Here is a 17834-nt window from a genome sequence, read left to right on the forward strand (position 1 = left end):
TTTAAGGCGATAAGAGCAGAATTACTCTACAGTAACGGTTAAACCTTCCTGTTGCAGGATTTTCCGGTATACTTCCATCTCCGTAAAAGAACCTTCCAATACAGCACATTTACCTTTGTTATGCACCTCCCAGGCAATTCTTTCTGCCTGACTATCGGTATAATCCAGGTATTTAGTCATACAATAGATCACATGATCGAAAGTATTTACATCATCATTCCATAAAATGAGCCGGTGAGAGGTTTTAAGAGAGGTTAAAATCTCTTCCAGTGTAAAAGTTTCTTCTTTTGTTTCTGTTGACATGATACAAAAATAAGCTAATTTCAAAACATAGACACAATAAAAACAAATTTGGATGAAAAGAACGCTGCTTAACTTCCTTTAGCTGATCTTGTCAGTTGTTCAAAGGCATCCCACATCTCCTCCGGGATGGCTTCCAGTCCATTAAATTGTCCGGCACCCTGTAACCATTCACCTCCATCAATGGTAATGACTTCTCCATTGATATAACCGGAAAAATCACTCACCAGAAATGCCGCAAGGTTGGCCAGTTCCTGATGGTCGCCAACACGCTTCAGAGGTACACGGTTTTTAAAATCGAATTTTTCTGCAAGGTCACCGGGAAGTAAACGCTCCCATGCGCCTTTTGTCGGGAAAGGTCCCGGGGCAATCGCATTGGTACGGATTCCATATTTTCCCCATTCTGCAGCGAGAGACCTGGTCATGGCCAGCACACCACCCTTGGCGCATGCCGAAGGGACTACATAGGCAGAACCGGTAAAGGCGTAGGTGGTGACGATATTGACAATGCTTGCCGCTTGTTTTTCTTTTATCCAGTGTTTGCCGAAAGCCAGAGTACAGTTGACAGATCCCTTCAATACAATATCTATAATCGATGAAAAGGCATTGGCCGATAAACGTTCCGTAGGGGCAATGAAGTTTCCCGCTGCATTATTGAGCAGGCTGTCCACACGGCCGAAGGTTTCCAATGTCCGGGATAGCACGTTTTCTACCTGCTCATACTCCCGTACATCACAGGCAACAGCAAGTACGCTTCCTCCCGTTTCTGCCTCCATCTCAGTTGCCGTTTGTTGTAGTATATCCTGCTTACGGCTGGTGATGACTAAATTGGCACCCAGCTTCAAAAAGTAGGTACCCATCGCTTTTCCTAAACCAGTACCACCTCCGGTAATTACAATGGTCCTGCCTTTTAGGGCATCGTCTCTTAACATGGGTTCGTTAAACATGGTTATTTCTTTTGAAGGTTATCGATCAGCATTTTCAGAATCTGGCGTGTGGAGGGCGACCACCATTGGGCAAGGACAATTTCCAGTGTCTCTTCCTGGTTGGCGGCAGTCGCTTCAATGAGTTTTTTCCTGATATTCAATTTGCTCTGCTGCCAGGTGTTGGGCTCCATGGTCATGTATTTTCGTATGCGGCGCTCTGCAGCAGTCATGATGCTTTCGGGGTTGACCAGCTCATCCACAAGTCCCACAGCCAGGGCTTCGTCCGGAGTAAATAGTTTCCCCTCCAGCAGACTTCTGCTGGCTGCTGCCTGACCGATCCAGAAAGCGTACAGATGGAAAATACTGTCGGGCACAATAATGCCTACAGGTACTTCATTCAGTCCGATGATAAAATTGCCTGTGGCCATTACCCTGCTGTCGCAAGCCAGGGCAATCACGCATCCACCGGCTGGAGCATGCCCATTGATGGCTGCAACCAATGGCTTTTTAAAAGCCACAAGTTTCGCGGTAAAGTCAAGGAACAGCGTCCAGAAAGACCTGATCTGTTCCGCATCATAACTGTATAGTTCTATCAGGTCCAGTCCTGCAGAAAAGAAAGGCTCCCTGCCCGCGATGATGACTCCGCCGATGTTGTCGTCATTGGAGATATTGTATATCATATCGCCCAGCTCTGTAATCATTTCCCTGTTGAGTGCATTGGATTTCGCACGGTTAAGGGTAATCAGAGCCAGGCGGTCTTTTATCGTTACATTAATGGTATTCATATCTTTTGTTTTACGCTGTGGGCATAATTATTTTACTTCATAGGTATAAACTTTCCGGGCCAGGTGGCCAGCAGAATTTATCCCTTCTATAACAACTCTGTATTTCCCGGGTTCGTCTGTATTGTAAAAATTAAATTTTCCTGTGCCGTTAATGTCTGTCGGTACATGTGGAGTCCAGAATACAGTGGATCTGTTATCCAGTCCCGGGCTCGTATTTTCGGGAGTGTATTTAGGTGAATAAAATTCCCTGGCAGCATAATAACCCTTGGGAACATAAGTAACAATCCCTGGAGAATACCTGGAATAGCTCATGTCGCCGCCGCCCCTTTTTGTGGTAATGATAAGGACCCCGCCACTTCCCCTGCTGCCATAGATCGCCGTGTTATTGATGTTCTTTAAGACTTCAATGGTCTCTACATCCACTGGTTGGATGCTGCTGAGAAAATCTGCTTCAATATTCATCCCGTCCAGAATAATCTGCATGGGTGTATTGCCATTCCGCATAAGATAGGGGATATCATTTTTAAAGATCAGTCCGGCTACCCTGCCCTGTAAACACTGTACAATATTGAAACAGGTGCCCAAATCTTTTGAGGTCATCACAAAATCTGCATGCCCCGCACCATTCAGGTTGGAGGAATTCTTTGCAGGATTCTTTTGTTGTACAATCTTCACCTCATCCAGGACAAAGGTACGCTGGAGCAATCCCCGTCTGGTCAGCTCATCGAAGTAACCCTCGCTCTTCCTGATATATTGCTGGATCGACTCATTCACATTGACTTCCACATCACCGGTGTTTTTATTTTTGGTAATGACCTGTCCCGGCACCACATCCACATTGATCTCTACGTATTTTTTATTTTTCGCATTCCGTGCCTGCACAATAAACTTGGTGCTGTCGCCAAATACCAATTTATCGAACGTAAAGCGACCCTTATCGTCTGTCAGTGTATCAATCATGAATAATCCGCCTGATGTGGAAACCAGAGATACCCTACCTTTTGCTACCGGCTTACCGCCCAAAGTAGTAATGGTGCCGCTCACCTGAAGATCCTTTTCCGGGGCAAAAGATGGTGCTTTTGATGGCTGGGGGGCACCTGTAAAATCTTTCCATAGGAACCTGCTCCAGCCCTGGGTGAGCATCAGGCAGTCCAGGTCTTCACTGGTTTTTCTGTCCTGGCTGAGGAAGTAGTCATTTGGTTTTTCTACATAACCTTTCAGGTCTGAAGTCAGCAGCAAAGAAGTCAGGATATTGCTTTCATTGCGCTCATCAGGTGCAATTACAGCAGTATTGGTAACGGCAATGGAGAAACTTCCTTGTGTAGGCTTCCCGCCATCCTTCGCGGAAAACTCCAGTTCCATATGCCCTCTTTTTCCATAGCCGGATTTTAAATTCCTGAAGTCAAGATCAATGCGTTCCGCCTTGTTCTGGTTAAAGACCAGTCGTTCCGCCACAGGAAGGTTTGCGGTATCAAATAAAGTCAGGTGGATGATTCCTGATGGCAGGTCTTTCTTAGGAATAGAGATCAGGCTTACCTGTTTGGCTGCGCTTGATCTGGTGACTGCGAGAATGGTATTGTCATGCTGAACAACCAGTTTGATTTCTCCCTTGTTCAGTAAAGTTTCACTTGTATATAGTTTTACAATGATCTTGCTGGTATCTGAAGCGTCTGCATGAATGACATGTCCCGAAGGAAGCGCCGCAGGTAATGGTATTTTCTGTACCGCACCGTCTTTTAGCGTGATGATACTGGTATAGGTCTTTCCGGGCTGGGGATTAACAACAAAAAATCCCATTCCCTTTGGGTTTGTCCTGAAATTAAATACTTCATTCCCATTGTTGTCTACTACTGTTCCTGAGACTTCCTCTCCAAGTCCCCTGCTGTTCACCGCTTTGATCCCCACTCTCGAAGGCAGGTTTTCTACCAGGTTTCCTCCTTCGGGAAACAACTGTACCGCTAATGCTGCGGAAGGACTTTGTAAGGGGATATTCTTTACGACGACCTGTTTATTGGGAAGAGTAATCGTGGCTGTAATTTTATCTGGTGATGGAGCTTTTTCTATCGTTTTGCTGTCATTAGCTTTGTTGTCCGTTACTTTGTTTTCATATGATAAGCTGATCTCTCCCATCTCATTGGTCATACCTTTTCCACGCGCCACGATTTTATCTTTAATGCTCACCACATAGGTTACGTTCTGTTTCGGATAGGGATTACCCTGTTTATTGTTAAACCTGATGACAGCATCAATATATTCTTTATCGTTTCTCAGACTCGTGCTGTAACTGGTGCTGGTAAAGACTTTATTGGCCCAGGCATTTCCGATTTTTATCGTTTTATCATAAAAGTAATCCGGACCGGCATTCCGCATCCATTGGGTATAGGCACGGACCCTATAATTCCCTTCCTGCAGGGTATCCGGCAGTTTGAAGTCACCCCAGCCAATTCCGGAAACCACCGGGAGTTTAATCTGCCTTCTTAAAGAATCGTTTTCATCAATCAGCTCCACAATAAGGGCACTGCTGATCAGGGAAGGCTGATGGGTACTGTTGTCTATAATGTAGGCTTTAAACCAGATATCATCTCCGATTGCATAATACGGCTTATCGAAATGCAGGTGAACCTTTTCCTGCGGATGTTCATCGCTGTAGGCACTGAACTTCTTCAGGAGGGCATCAAAGGGATCGTCCTGCATGCGGAACGCAAAAAAAGCAATCGATACAATGAACAGAAAAGATATTTTCAGGCACTTAGCTTTCATAACAGGCAGATAAAAATAAAGCCTCAATATAAGGATATTGAGGCTTAAAAGCTATAGTTATTAAGCTAGCGTTTAAAACTTATTCTTCCACATCATGCTCTCCACAGGTTTGGTCGTTTTATTGCTGTATTTGGCATCATTCTTCGCATTGTATAGGGTTTCAATACTCCCTTCCACAACGAAGTAAATCAGCTGGCCTATAGGCATGCCTGCATAAATCCTTACCGGCTGTGTACTGGAAATTTCCAGCGTCCAGGTGTTACAGAAACCTACATCACCTTTTCCCGCAGTCGCATGAATATCAATACCCAGGCGGCCTGTGCTCGACTTTCCTTCCAGGAATGGGACATGTGCATGGGTTTCGGTATACTCCAGTGTAACTCCCAGGTAAAGCGTATTCGGCTGTAACACGAAACCATCTTTTGGGATTTCGAAGTGCTGTATTTTGTTGTGTGCCTTGGCGTCCAATACCCTGTCGGTATACGTTGCCAGGTATTTACCCAGATGAACATCATAGGAATTTGTGCCTAAACACTCCGGTCTGAAGGGCTCAATAATTATAGTGCCCTTGTCAATTTCTTCTAGAATGCGCTTATCGGAAAGTATCATTTGTAAAGTCTTTCGGCGAAATTATGATTAATTTAAGATACTTTTGCATTGATTTTTTAAATAGGATGCCAGTAATCTATAATAAAGACATTGACGATACTACCGTTCTTGCCGTATGGAAAATCGGGGAGACTGAGGAAGAACTGCTTTCCGCACTGCAACTGAAGCAGCACGAACTTGATTTTGTCGCCTCCCTGAATAAAGGAAAACGCCTGCTGCAATGGTTAAGTACACGTGTCTTGCTGCGCCATTTGCTCAATACCGATGAATATATTGACTGTAGAATGGATGTACACGGGAAACCCTATCTCGTGAATTTTGATTACCATATTTCCCTTAGCCATACTTATGATTATGCTTCAGTGATGATCAGTAAAGACAGGCACAGGAGTGTAGGGGTGGATATTGAACAGATTAAAACAAAGATTGCACTTGTCCAGCAGAAGTTCCTTTCTCCTGAAGAACTGGCATTGTCAGGCCTGAAAGACAATATTCAGGCACTGTATGCCTGCTGGTGTGTGAAGGAAGCTGTCTATAAATGGTATGGAAAAAAGGGACTGGAATTTAAGGCACATATCCGTATTCAGCCATTTGTCCTGCAGGATGAAGGCGTGATGACAACGGTGGTGGAATTGCCTGAAGGGCTGAAAACGCTGACTGTACATTATTTTAATACTATCCAGGGATACATGCTGGGTTATGTGGTGGCTTAATTGAACAAAGGCTCAAAAATAATAAAGAGATGAATAAGAAGGTGAAATTTGTAGACTGGGGACTGTTGGATTATCAGGAAGCCTGGGCGCAGCAGGAGGTTATTTTTAACAGTACCATTGCTGTTAAAACCGCTAACCGTACCAATGGCACTACGGAAGAAACGCCGAACTATCTGGTTTTTTGTGAACATCCGCATGTATATACCCTGGGCAAAAGCGGACATCCGGAAAACCTGCTGCTGGATGAGCAGGGACTGGAAGAGAAACATGCCACCTATTATAAGATTAACCGCGGTGGTGATATTACCTACCATGGTCCGGGACAGCTGGTGGGGTATCCCATTCTGGATCTGGATAATTTCTTTACCGATATTCATTTATTCCTGCGGACGCTGGAGGAAGCCGTCATTCTGACCTTACAGGATTATGGGATTCCTGCCGGCAGGTATCCGGGCTTTACCGGGGTATGGCTGGATGCTGACAATGAAAAAGCAAGAAAAATATGTGCCATGGGCGTAAGGTGCAGCCGCTGGGTAACCATGCATGGTTTTGCGTTTAATGTAAATGCTAATCTGGAGTATTTTGGTCATATAGTCCCTTGTGGTATAGATGATAAAGATGTGACTTCGATGCAGCGTGAACTGGGTTATGAAGTAAACATCAACGAGGTGAAGGAAATTCTTAAAAAGCATATCGCTAATCTTTTCCATATGGAATTGTTTTAGTGTTCAAACAGGGAAATAAGCTGTTTAATTTGTTAATCATTTTTGAGTTTTTATTTTTATCTTAACCGAAACTAAAAAACTATATTATGGATTACAATTCTTCAGCTTATAGTCCTTTTGCGGCTATTGGCGTTTTTGGAGCTTCAACTTCCTTTGTCCTCCTGGTCTTAACTGTTGTGGGGCTTTGGAAAATGTTTGAAAAGGCCGGCAAACCGGGTTGGGCAGCAATTATTCCGGTTTATAACCTGATTGTGTTGCTGGAGATTACAGGCAAACCGATGATCTGGATCATTTGGTTAATTATTCCCTGCACTTCCCCAATATTCGCCATCTGGTTAGTCAACCTGAATATGAAAAGTTTCGGAAAATCTGTCGCCTATACCATCGGCGCTATTTTCCTTCCTTTTATCATCTATCCGATTATTGGTCTTGGTGATAGTGTATACCTTGGCCCTTCAGCCGCTGAGGCAAAGAAAGGTTTTGGCGCTAACAACGGATTTGGTTCGAATAACCCCTTCAACCAGCCGCCAACCACCCCAAATGTTTAATACCTGAATGTATAAGCCTCATCTGCTGTTCGCTTTCTCTGGTTTTCTGGAGAAGGCGAACGCTTATCTTTTACCCTGTCCGCTAAAATACCTGACCGGTTATGATTGCCCCGGCTGTGGCTTTCAGCGATCTTTCCTGGCCCTGCTCAAAGGGAATTTTCAGCATAGTTTTCATTTATATCCCCCAACGGTACCCATTCTGCTCACCATTGTATTCAGTATCGCCGCAAACTATTTCTGGGGATCAGGGAACCATAAAAGTAGGCTGCTGATTAAAATCCTGTTCATGGTTACCGGTACCTTCATTCTTGTCAGCTATGGCTGCAAAATGCTGATGCCACACCTGCATCATGCCTAAACATCCATCCCTGCATTCCTCACGTAAATTGTTTGCATGAGGAATACGGCCATACTTGTTTTGTTGATATCTTTACTCGCCTGCAAAAAAGGCAATACTACGGGAATGGACCATACAGACACACAAAATAAAGATACACTCCATACGCGAAAACAGGAGACACGGACTTATCTTGCCCTGGGAGATTCCTATACCATTGGTGAGGCGGTGGCACAAAACCAGTCTTTCCCTTATCAGCTTGCTGAAAAGTTTAATGCTGCTAACTTGAAGACAGCAGGGGTAGACCTGAAAATAGGCATACCGGAAATTATTGCCAGAACAGGTTGGACCACCGGTGAGCTGCAATCGGCCATACAATCGGCATCCATTACCTCTACCTACGATATCGTCACCCTGCTGATTGGTGTCAACAACCAATACAGAGGGGGGAATATAGACACTTACCGGAAAGAATTCCGTCACTTGCTTGAAAGCGCCCTTGCTTTTGCAGGTGGACATAAAAACCACGTATTCGTGATCTCTATACCCGATTGGGGAGCAACAAGCTTCGGCCAAAATAGTGGACGGGGACCTGAAAATATAGGCAGGGAAATAGATGCCTTTAATGCGGTGAATAAAGATGAAACCGGGAAAATGGAGATCAGCTATACCGATATTACCCCAGGTTCAAGGGATGCCAAAATTGATGCCTCCCTGGTTGCAACAGATGGACTGCACCCTTCAGGAAAAATGTATGGCAATTGGGTAACACAGCTTTTACCTGCAGTGGTAAAAGCTGCAGAGAACTAACATTCCGGCAGACTGATGGGGATATTTGTCGCCAGTCCACCATCTGATGTCTCTTTGTATTTGGAGTTCATGTCCAGTGCAGTTTCCCACATGGTGTTAACTACGGCACCAAGGCTCACCTTCGCTTTATCAGGATTGCTTTGTAAAGCCAGCTGACTGGCAGTAATGGCCTTGATCGCACCCATGGTATTCCTTTCAATACATGGAATCTGTACCAGTCCCCCAATAGGGTCGCAGGTTAAGCCCAGATGGTGTTCCATGGCAATCTCTGCCGCCATCATCACCTGGCGCTGTGAACCGCCCAAACATTCGGTCAGCGCCGCTGCAGCCATTGCAGAGGATACGCCTATTTCAGCCTGGCAGCCGCCCATGGCAGCAGAAATGGTGGCTCCCTTTTTAAAGATACTTCCTATTTCAGAAGCACAGGCTACAAACTGGATGATCTTCTCTTCCTGGAAGCCATCACAGAAAGCAATATAATATTGGAGTACTGCCGGGATCACCCCTGCAGCACCATTGGTTGGCGCGGTAACCACGCGTCCAAAAGATGCATTTTCTTCATTCACGGCCAGGGCAAAACAACTTACCCAGTCTAAGGTATAGTTGAAACTATTGCCTCCCTCACGTATTGCAGCAATCCATGAAGTATAGTCTGTATAAGGCCTGTTGCCGATTAATCTTTTATTCAGTGCGGCTGCACGACGGCCAACATTCAGTCCGCCCGGTAAAAATCCACCCGTATGGCAGCCACGGAAAGTACATTCTTCCATCACTTTAAAGTGTTTCAGAATCCCTTTTTTTGTTTCGGCCTCAGTACGCCAGGCAAGTTCATTCTCCATGACTACTTCCGATACCTTCAGGCCTGTAGTCAAACACCAGTGTAATAAATCACCGGCAACTTCTACAGGGAAGGGTAAGTCTACCTGCTCTTTGTCATTGCCCGATTCACCTTCCTTAACCACAAAACCACCACCCACAGAGTAGTAGGTCTCAGAAAAAGCTTTTCCTGAACGCAAAAATGCCTGGAAAGTAACCGCATTGGGGTGGAAGGGGAGACTTTCATTATAGAGAAACACGAGATCTTCACTGTAGTTGAAATCGATATTATTGAGTCCTCCAATTAACAGTTGCTGGTCATTTTTGATGGCTAGAATCGTGGAATCAATCGCATTGACGTCGAAGGTAACGGGATCTGCACCTGTCATCCCCAGCAGGATGGCAATATCAGTACCGTGACCCACACCGGTTTTAGCCAGAGAGCCATAAAGGAGGATTTTGATCTGTTCCACTTCATGGAGGATCCCCTTTGCTGATAAAGCATCAGTAAACTGCTGTGCAGCCCTCCATGGACCTAAAGTGTGAGAGCTGGAAGGGCCAATGCCAATTTTAAAAATATCAAATACGGAGATCTGTTCTCTATGCATAATTACACAAAGCTAAATAGTTTAAGCTGAATATAAAGGGGGCTTAGAAATGAAATTCAAGAATTTTTTCGTCGGCTAACATCTGCTCCACAAATTTCTTGTGTTTTTTGGGGTGGCCCACCGCAATCCATGTTCCGCTGATGTTCCCATTCGCCATTTCCTGTTTCCCGCGGTGAAGTTTTAGTCCCGAAGTTTTGATGTATTCCTCGTAGTGGTCAAGTCCCTCTTTTTCATATTTTTTGACAATCTTATATTCCCTTGTGGCAGACATCCTTTCTGCCAGTTCTTCCAGGTAAGGGAAGAAGATTAAAGCGGAGAGTACCACGATGGTTACCCCAACCGCCTGCACGTAATATCCGCCGCCAATAGCCATGCCTATTGCTGCAACAATCCAGATCACACAGGCTGTAGTCAGTCCCTTGATCCTGTTTTCTTCCCTGAAGATGACTCCTGCACCAAGAAATCCTATGCCTGTAACTATATTGGAGGCAATCCTGTCCTGACTGGTTGGCCCTACTTTGATGGAAAGGATAGTGAACAGTGTAGCACCGAGACCTATCATGATCATGGTTTTTAAACCCGCCTGTTTAGCCCTCAGTTCACGCTCCACACCAATCAGGCCGCACAAGAGAATGGTCAGGAGAAATTTATTGATCTCACTCTGTGTAATGAGGTGACTGGTTTCTGTAAGTTCAATCCTATTTATTTCTATCCAGTTCAGCATATTTATCAAAAGAATAAAGGTAATAAATTCCGCTTCTCTACCTGGTCAATACGAAAAAAACAGGGAATAATCTTTTCAAACAAGCAGCACTGCTGAATAATTTAATAAAAGTCGTAGCAGCGCAGCCCGTTAAATTTATTGTAGTTCTCGCTGTTGGGGAAGTATTTCTCATAACCCACACTCGCCTCAGTCGTACCATTGGTGTTGGTATAATTCAGCTTTGAAGTTGTGGCGTCATGACTTAAGCCAAGGCGCAACTTTTCGCCATTCCTGCGGTCAGAGAAAATATCGAAGATCACAGATACCACAATGGCATCCGGACCGCCTTCGCCTGCAGTGCGGTACCATAAGCCTGCATTCAAGCCTTTATATTTATACTGCATGCCTGCACTCATGGAAGAGCTGCCTCCCTGTTTATAATAAACCACAGAAGGAATCAGAAAAGAACCTTCATCCTGTCCGTAAACATAACTCCTTGTCAAAGCCAACCTGTAACTTGCATTTCCTGTAATACGCATCGGCAGCTTTGCCTGGGCACCACTAAAGGATTCATCGGGTTCATTGAGGTGATGACCGGCAATACCTGCCATAAAATTACGGTATACCAGGTTGATCCCTGCAGCAGGGTCAAAGTAGAATTTGTTCGACTGACTGGGAAGTTGTGCATTACTGATGGTGCCGGGATTATAGCCCAGCTGACTGTCGATCTGATCTGAGAAGACGAGTTTACCCCAGTTGATTTGCCTGTTGGTGAAACCGGCCTGTACACCGAATGACAAAACGAAGTCATCGCTACCTACACTGTAGGAATAAGAAGCCGCCATATTGTTCTTCACCAGGAAGGCTGTTCCCTCAGAACTGCGGTTAAACTGCAGGCCTACACCACCGGCAAACCTGGGTACATTTAAATCTACCGAGGCATTGATATACGATAGGTTTCCACTGAGGGCAGTCCACTGGTTCCTGTAAATCATATTCATCCTGATATCCCCTTCAAACTGTCCTGTTAATGAAGGATTAAGGTAAAGCGGGGCATTAAAAAATTGTGAATAAATATGGTCCTGTGCCGCTGCGGTAATTGAACCGGCAGATAATAATAGTGCTATAAAGTATCCTGATAATAATCTCATTCCTGTGTTAACGTATTAAATGAATAGCTCCTGTTTTTTTCGGGGCAGAGGAGTCGTAAGTCATCCCTTTCCACGCTGAGCCATTGATAAACTCAACATCAATTTTCCAGAAGTAAACTCCCTGCGGCTGTAGAACGCCCTTGTGTGTGCCATCCCATCCTTCAGCAGGTCTTCCTTCTTCCAGTTTTGTAGTCTCCCATAAGGTTTGTCCCCATTTGTTGAAAATACTCATTCTCCAGCTTTTTATGCCAGATCCTTTTGCTTTAAATTCCCTGAGCTCAAGATAGTCGCTTCCCGGCATAAATGAATTTGCCACAAAGAGGTGCCCCGGAACACCAACAATACTCACATTTTTAAATGTCGTACTTGAGCATCCCTGGTCGTTGGTTACCTTTAAGGTAACCACATATTTTCCTGTATCTAAATAAGAATGCGAAGGGTTCGGAAGGGTTGAAGTGTTACCATCACCAAAGCTCCATTCCCATTTTGTAGGGTTGTTTGTACTCTCATCTTCAAACCTGAAGGTATAAGATGGAATAGAAATTACCGTCGACGGCGCCACGTTGAATCTTGCTACCGGCGGGGTTATGATATGAATATACTGATTCATGACGGTTGTTCGCGTACATCCCAGTGCATTGGTAGCAGTTAAACTTACCGTGTAATATTCCTGCGTTCCGGTATAGATATGTCTGGGTTCAAATTCCGTGGAATTCGGACTGCCGTCGCCAAAGTCCCACACATAGTTCACTGCATCAGTGCCGGCATTGGTAAACTGAACCGGCAGGTCTGCGCAGCCCACTCTTACATCTGCACTGAAGGATACTTCCGGTTGTGCGAGTACCGTAATGATTTCTGTGGTTGTCGTATCCGAACAGCCATTGGATGCGGTTAAGGTAACGATAAAAGTACCAGGCTTGGTAAAGGTGTGCTGTACGGTTTCCGGAGCTGTCTTGGTGAACACTTTCGATGTACCATCGGCGAAATCATACTCAAATGAATTTGCCCCTTTTGAATTGTTGTAGAAGTTCACGGTAAATGGTGCACATCCTTCTTTCTCATTCCCATTCACCACCAGTTCCGGCAGAATGGTATTAGGAGAAACGCGGATCTTATATAATGCCGGTTCGGATCTTCCGCAATCATTTTCCGCAATCATGGTCACCACATAATCTCTCGCCACATTCGTGGTGAATTTATGTGTTACAGTTGATTTGTCTGTTTTGATCAGCGTCGGTGTACCGTCATCAAAATTATAGTAATAAGTATTGGTCTCTCCCGGAGAGGTATTGCTGAACGTTACCGTCATAGGTGAACAGCCTGAAGTACTGCTTGGCGAGAAGACGGCTATCGGCTTGGCTTTTACAAGTACTGTTGAAGTTACAGAGTCAATGCCACAGCTGGTTCTGCTGATTAGTGTTACCGTATAGGTCGTGTCTTTTCCCGTAGGATCCGGTAAAAAGGTCACTGCATCCGGCATGGTTTGGTTGGAATTCTGCCCATTTCCAAATTTCCATTGGAATGTACCCAAAGTAAGGGAAGAGGAGGTATTCACGAAACTCACCAACAGTGGACCACAGCCTTCCTGGGTACTTTGCGTAAAAGAAGGGGAAACATCCTGTGCCGTACTGAAGGCATGGCTGAATTCCGCAGAAGTACAGCCCAGACTGCTGGTGGTGACCAGTTTAATAATCACAGATTCATTGCTGTTCGTAATGGTATATCCGGGGAAGGTCGTTCCCGTACCAATCTGTACTTCATTAGCGAACCAGGTGTAGGTTGCATTGCGGTCAGGATAAAGTGTAGCCTGTATGTCTTGTGCAGTGATGGCGAAAGGAATGCAGCTTTTGTCCGTTGTAAAGGTATACATCGCTGCTGCATTCGGATACACGGTAATTTGTACAGGCGCACTGATGTTTTGTGCTGCCCCGTTACAAGTCCTGGTGCTCACCAGACGTCTGTACCAGGTCGTCGCAGTTAAGGCCTGGGGCGCATAGTTCAGTGATACGGCACCACTGATATTGGTCCATACGGTACCATCTGGACTGGATTGCCATTGGTAGTTGAAGTTGCCGTCAGATCCCAGAGGAAGACTTCCTGTCAGTGCTGCCGGTATTAAACCCGTACATATTTCCTGTGCTGCCGAGATGGTATTATTGGTAATTGGTGGCTGTGCAGTGATGCGGATGAGATTACTTGCCATTGTACAGGCTCCACTTACCACTGTCCTGCGGAAAGTCAGGGTTTCTGTTAAGGAAAGGCTAAGGTCTTTATCAGTCTGGCCTGCAATAACAGTGAAAGTAGTCCCGTCTGTGCTGCTTTCCCATACATAGGTATAGCTTCCTGTGCCTCCTGTTGGTGTACTGCCGGTAAGGGTCACGGTTTGTCCATTACACACCACTGTAGCCGTGCTGCTGATGGTATTGGTGAGGGGCAGTAAATTGTTGACTTTGACTTCATCAAATGTTGGTCCGCAGGTGGCTGTTCCAGTGATGGTCCATCTGAATACATATTCCGATCCTGCCACCAATGCCGTAACGGTTGTTGCCGGATTTGCCGGATTTGTAATCCTTGCATTCGGATTTCCGGAGATCAATGTCCATCTTCCTGTTTCACCGGCAGCCAGTGCATTTCCCTGCAGGCTTGCGCTCAGTTCATTACACAGGGTCTGGTCGTCACCTGCGGCTGCAACTGTTGTTGCCGGGGTTACGGTAATCAGTGTGCTGTTTGTTTCTTTAATATCACAGCCTCCATTTTTTACGATGGCTTTGTAGGCTGTGTTTTGTGTTAAATTCAGGTAAGTAAGCGTATTCGTGGTATTGCCCTCCACATTCACCCAGGTAATGCCGCCATCGGTAGAACTTTGCCATCCTTCAATATTCCCTACATTTCCTGTCAGGGTGATTACCCCTTCATTGTTGCCTGCACAAACAATTGTAGCACCGGCAGTCGTTCCTGCAACGGTAGGCGTATTCACGGTAATGGTTACTTCATCGGCAGAGGGCGCGCAGGCGCCCGGAGCAGTGATTGTCCACCTGAAGGTATATACCTGTCCCGGAACCAATCCGTTTACACTTGTTTTGGGATTGCGATTGTCTGTAAAGGTGACCCCGCTCTGTCCCGAACGCAGTGTCCATACGCCGGTACCCACAATGGCTTCATTTCCATTTAAGGTGTAGTTGCTGAGTTCGCAGATGCTTTCATCATTACCAGCCAGGGCAGTGGTTACCGCAGGACTTACCCGTATCGTTACGGTTTTCGGATTACCGGGACAGCCACTCGCAGCAACCGGGGTAATGGTATAGGTCACGCTTCCTTCTGCAGTAGTGGTATTCAGCAGGAGGTCGTTGATGGTTACTGTTGCTGCTGCAGTTGTCTGTTGGGTGTTGCCTGTGATGCCGGCAGTAGCGGTGCTTGTCCAGGTATAGGTCGTACCCGGAAGGTTTGAGCCCAAGGTAATCGCAATTGCGGTATTTGTACATACCAGTGATTGTGCTGCGGTAGCAGTCAGTACAGGTCGCGGGGTAACTGTTACGGTATGGGTGAAAGGAATACCTTCGCAGCCATTACTCATCGGAACGATCGTATATACGACTACTGCATTTGCAGTCGCGTTATTATTGACCAGTACCTGGTTGATGTTTCCTGTTCCGGAAGCTGCAAATGCAGCGGCATTGCCATCAGCATTGGTGGCAGTCCATCGGAAAGTACTGAGCGGCACACTGGAGACAGGTTCGAAAACTGCTGTCTGATTAGAACATATGGCCTGTTCCGTATTGCTGCCTGTATTTCGTGGATATATGGTTAACTGGAGGCTGTTGGCTACTGTTGCACAATCTCCGGCAAGACCGGTAATCAATCGTAAAGTTACTGTTGCCAATCCTGCAGCACGTTCTTCGGCTGTGGGGGTATAGGTGGTAATGAGGTTATTGGCATTCGAAAATGTTCCTGTACCTATCCATTCCACACGTTCGTAATTGCCATTGGTAACTACGCCGGTAAGATTAGCTATTTCGTCATAACAAAGGGTGTTTGATGCTGCGGTAGGTGTAGGGACCGGTGATGGGGTAAAGGTGAGCAATTGTGTTTTAGTTACCGTATTGCAATTGTTGGTATGCACTACGGTAACAGTATAGGTAGCAAAATCGTTGAATCTGATGGTTGGATATTTCGTATTCGCAGTGCTGGGTGAAACAAAGTCATAGCCCCCCCCACTCACCGTCCAGGTGTACGTACCGGCAAGTTCTGCCATGGTACCTGTAAAAGTTGTTTTGGTGAAAGTGCTGTTTGGACCGAAGGTAAATTCGCCATAGGCACAGCGTTTGACATCAGGTGATAATTCTGCGGTGGGCTGGCCATTCACGATGATGGTTTGTTCCGCAGTGGTAACTTCCTGACAGGAAAGCGTTGAAACGGATAATTTAACTTTGTATATTCCTGGTGTGGTAAATCTGAAGGTAGGATTTTTACTTGTTGCTGAAGTTCCTCCGTCATAAGTTACTTGTGCCGGACCGCTCAGCGTCCACCTGTAATTCACTGTTGGATCACAGGATACATCGATCACTGAAGTATTGACCGGTGTAACTACTCCCGGTGCACAGGTGGTGAGTGGGTTTGATGGCAATGTAAATGAAGGTTTTGGAGGTGCCTGTATACAAATGGTCCTGATCACAGGATCTGCCTGACACACCCCTCCGCTTATAGATTCCAGGCGGATCTCATACGTTCCAGGAGCAGTAAAGGTACGTTCGAAATTCGTTGATTTAGGGACATCGGCCAGGATAAGCTGTCCATTTACAAACCAGTTGAACCTAACAGTATTGTCAACACAATCACGGGCGGTATCATCCTGATTTTGTCCCAGTACTGAAGTATTGACAAATGTAATGAGTTCATTCTGGCAACCTAAAGCAGGACCGGTAAATTTGTTTTCTGTTACGGTCACTACCCTTGCTGTGGCAGAGAGCGGCTGGCCTGCATTGTCGCCGCAAAAAGGACTGACGGTGTTGATGTTGATCCCGAAAACATTATATTTCCCATTTGCATTTCTTCCGCAGGAAGATTGGGTATAGGTATGTGTGATATTGTCCCTCTGTCTTAGTTCGCAGATGGTATAAACGGATTCCGAATCATCCCCCCAGGTGATTTTATAGGTATTTCCAGGAAAGTTTCTCTGGATCCCGCCAATATTTCGGGTATCTACCCCATAACTGAATTCCCCCAGAGGCAAACAGACCACGCCGCTTCCTGTGGTGGAGAATGCTGTATTCACCGGATTGTTGACAATAAAATACGCTTTTGTTCCTTTTGTCCCATCTGGCATGGTCACTTTTACCAGCACGGTATAATGTGCTGCCCCGGGCCTGAAAGATTTTATATTTGTATCGAAGGTAATATCTGTTACCGGTTCTGAGGTAACAGGGATTGTGCTAAGCATTTCATTCGTTATCTTAGCAGTCACTTTACCGCCTGAACTGGACTGGTTGGTCAGGTTGACAGGTACATCCCTGTAAGAACAATAGCCGAATATCTCCGGGTTGCTGGTATTGATAGGAGGTGCACTGATCTTGGCCGTCACTGCAGCTCCGGCCCTGATTTCAAAAGGATTTGAATCTGAAGAGGTCAGTGCAGGTGCGGTCGACTTAATCCTTAACCGGTATCCGACGCCTGGGGTGATATTTCCCGGAATCTCCCCATTTACGAAAGTAGAGTAAAACCCTTCATAAGATCCGATGATGGTTTCCGCCCCGGAGGAGGAGACGAGATACAGCGTAAAACGGTTCCCAATTTGTAAACAAGTGGTATTTCCGGTGCTAAAAGTTGCAGCTATTGTCGAACCTGGGGTATACGGACCTGCATCAACTGTTCCAACGGTAATTTGAGCCCTGGAACTGAAGGATAAAAAGAGTAGTGCGGAGACGAAAATAGTGTGTAAAAAATTCCTCATATTGTAGCGTTAGCTAAACATAGGAAAGAGTATTATATAATACAAATATTCATGAAAAGATAATATAGGAATTTCGAGTAAAATAAAAAAACCCGC

Annotated in this window: 14 protein-coding genes; 5 read left to right on the plus strand and 9 right to left on the minus strand. The window is 45.5% G+C overall.

From position 1 onward, the window contains the following. Window positions 1-21: 21 nt before the first annotated feature. From ACSBL2_RS01255 to dcd, 5 genes are all read right to left on the minus strand, one after another. Window positions 22-303 carry an ATP-dependent Clp protease adaptor ClpS gene (locus ACSBL2_RS01255; RefSeq protein ID WP_442589864.1) on the minus strand — a complete coding sequence of 94 codons (282 nt, stop codon included), beginning with the start codon at window positions 301-303 and terminating at the stop codon, window positions 22-24. A gap of 68 nt (window positions 304-371) precedes the next feature. After that, window positions 372-1247 carry an SDR family oxidoreductase gene (locus ACSBL2_RS01260; protein WP_442589865.1) on the minus strand — a complete coding sequence of 292 codons (876 nt, stop codon included), beginning with the start codon at window positions 1245-1247 and terminating at the stop codon, window positions 372-374. A gap of 2 nt (window positions 1248-1249) precedes the next feature. Then, entirely contained in the window at window positions 1250-2011 is a 762-nt protein-coding gene (locus tag ACSBL2_RS01265; protein ID WP_442589866.1) for an enoyl-CoA hydratase/isomerase family protein, read from the minus strand. 27 nt (window positions 2012-2038) lie between these two features. Next, the gene (locus tag ACSBL2_RS01270; RefSeq protein ID WP_442589867.1) at window positions 2039-4771 is read right to left on the minus strand and encodes a TonB-dependent receptor plug domain-containing protein; all 2733 of its coding nucleotides are present in this window, start codon (window positions 4769-4771) and stop codon (window positions 2039-2041) included. A gap of 72 nt (window positions 4772-4843) precedes the next feature. Then, complete coding sequence (gene dcd, locus ACSBL2_RS01275; RefSeq protein ID WP_442589868.1) at window positions 4844-5380, minus strand: dCTP deaminase; 537 nt, start codon at window positions 5378-5380, stop codon at window positions 4844-4846. Between the two features lie 65 nt (window positions 5381-5445). On the opposite strand from dcd, the gene ACSBL2_RS01280 reads away from it, so the two are divergent. From ACSBL2_RS01280 to ACSBL2_RS01300, 5 genes are all read left to right on the plus strand, one after another. Beyond that, window positions 5446-6093, plus strand: coding sequence for a 4'-phosphopantetheinyl transferase family protein (locus ACSBL2_RS01280; RefSeq protein WP_442589869.1), 648 nt, complete (start codon window positions 5446-5448; stop codon window positions 6091-6093). Window positions 6094-6122: 29 nt separating this feature from the next. Next, window positions 6123-6818 (plus strand): lipoyl(octanoyl) transferase LipB, encoded by a 696-nt coding sequence (gene lipB, locus ACSBL2_RS01285; protein ID WP_442589870.1) that lies wholly within the window; start codon window positions 6123-6125, stop codon window positions 6816-6818. Between the two features lie 86 nt (window positions 6819-6904). Further along, window positions 6905-7366 carry a DUF5684 domain-containing protein gene (locus ACSBL2_RS01290; RefSeq protein ID WP_442589871.1) on the plus strand — a complete coding sequence of 154 codons (462 nt, stop codon included), beginning with the start codon at window positions 6905-6907 and terminating at the stop codon, window positions 7364-7366. A 7-nt stretch (window positions 7367-7373) separates the two neighbouring features. Further along, complete coding sequence (locus ACSBL2_RS01295; RefSeq protein ID WP_442589872.1) at window positions 7374-7724, plus strand: DUF2752 domain-containing protein; 351 nt, start codon at window positions 7374-7376, stop codon at window positions 7722-7724. A 105-nt stretch (window positions 7725-7829) separates the two neighbouring features. Next, entirely contained in the window at window positions 7830-8513 is a 684-nt protein-coding gene (locus ACSBL2_RS01300) for an SGNH/GDSL hydrolase family protein (protein WP_442589873.1), read from the plus strand. Here ACSBL2_RS01300 and ACSBL2_RS01305 read toward each other — a convergent pair. The 4 genes from ACSBL2_RS01305 to ACSBL2_RS01320 all read right to left on the minus strand — a co-directional run bounded on the left by ACSBL2_RS01305 (window position 8510) and on the right by ACSBL2_RS01320 (window position 17738). Continuing rightward, complete coding sequence (locus tag ACSBL2_RS01305; RefSeq protein WP_442589874.1) at window positions 8510-9937, minus strand: L-serine ammonia-lyase; 1428 nt, start codon at window positions 9935-9937, stop codon at window positions 8510-8512. The two genes, ACSBL2_RS01300 and ACSBL2_RS01305, sit on opposite strands and share 4 nt — an antisense overlap. A 43-nt stretch (window positions 9938-9980) precedes the next feature. After that, window positions 9981-10661 (minus strand): MgtC/SapB family protein, encoded by a 681-nt coding sequence (locus ACSBL2_RS01310; RefSeq protein WP_442589875.1) that lies wholly within the window; start codon window positions 10659-10661, stop codon window positions 9981-9983. A gap of 101 nt (window positions 10662-10762) precedes the next feature. Next, window positions 10763-11791: a PorP/SprF family type IX secretion system membrane protein gene (locus ACSBL2_RS01315; RefSeq protein ID WP_442589876.1), complete on the minus strand. Its 1029-nt coding sequence runs from the start codon at window positions 11789-11791 to the stop codon at window positions 10763-10765. Between the two features lie 7 nt (window positions 11792-11798). Continuing rightward, window positions 11799-17738: a PKD domain-containing protein gene (locus ACSBL2_RS01320; RefSeq protein WP_442589877.1), complete on the minus strand. Its 5940-nt coding sequence runs from the start codon at window positions 17736-17738 to the stop codon at window positions 11799-11801. Between the last annotated feature and the right edge of the window lie 96 nt (window positions 17739-17834).

The sequence above is a fragment of the Pedobacter sp. AW31-3R genome, from assembly GCF_052180285.1.
Taxonomy (GTDB): Bacteria; Bacteroidota; Bacteroidia; order Sphingobacteriales; family Sphingobacteriaceae; genus Pedobacter.

What these genes read in the sequence shown, in the direction of transcription:
- ACSBL2_RS01255 (WP_442589864.1), bottom strand. Translation starts at nt 303, where the DNA reads ATGTCAACAGAAACAAAAGAAGAAACTTTTACACTGGAAGAGATTTTA.
- ACSBL2_RS01260 (WP_442589865.1), bottom strand. Translation starts at nt 1,247, where the DNA reads ATGTTTAACGAACCCATGTTAAGAGACGATGCCCTAAAAGGCAGGACC.
- ACSBL2_RS01265 (WP_442589866.1), bottom strand. Translation starts at nt 2,011, where the DNA reads ATGAATACCATTAATGTAACGATAAAAGACCGCCTGGCTCTGATTACC.
- ACSBL2_RS01270 (WP_442589867.1), bottom strand. Translation starts at nt 4,771, where the DNA reads ATGAAAGCTAAGTGCCTGAAAATATCTTTTCTGTTCATTGTATCGATT.
- dcd (WP_442589868.1), bottom strand. Translation starts at nt 5,380, where the DNA reads ATGATACTTTCCGATAAGCGCATTCTAGAAGAAATTGACAAGGGCACT.
- ACSBL2_RS01280 (WP_442589869.1), top strand. Translation starts at nt 5,446, where the DNA reads ATGCCAGTAATCTATAATAAAGACATTGACGATACTACCGTTCTTGCC.
- lipB (WP_442589870.1), top strand. Translation starts at nt 6,123, where the DNA reads ATGAATAAGAAGGTGAAATTTGTAGACTGGGGACTGTTGGATTATCAG.
- ACSBL2_RS01290 (WP_442589871.1), top strand. Translation starts at nt 6,905, where the DNA reads ATGGATTACAATTCTTCAGCTTATAGTCCTTTTGCGGCTATTGGCGTT.
- ACSBL2_RS01295 (WP_442589872.1), top strand. Translation starts at nt 7,374, where the DNA reads ATGTATAAGCCTCATCTGCTGTTCGCTTTCTCTGGTTTTCTGGAGAAG.
- ACSBL2_RS01300 (WP_442589873.1), top strand. Translation starts at nt 7,830, where the DNA reads ATGGACCATACAGACACACAAAATAAAGATACACTCCATACGCGAAAA.
- ACSBL2_RS01305 (WP_442589874.1), bottom strand. Translation starts at nt 9,937, where the DNA reads ATGCATAGAGAACAGATCTCCGTATTTGATATTTTTAAAATTGGCATT.
- ACSBL2_RS01310 (WP_442589875.1), bottom strand. Translation starts at nt 10,661, where the DNA reads ATGCTGAACTGGATAGAAATAAATAGGATTGAACTTACAGAAACCAGT.
- ACSBL2_RS01315 (WP_442589876.1), bottom strand. Translation starts at nt 11,791, where the DNA reads ATGAGATTATTATCAGGATACTTTATAGCACTATTATTATCTGCCGGT.
- ACSBL2_RS01320 (WP_442589877.1), bottom strand. Translation starts at nt 17,738, where the DNA reads ATGAGGAATTTTTTACACACTATTTTCGTCTCCGCACTACTCTTTTTA.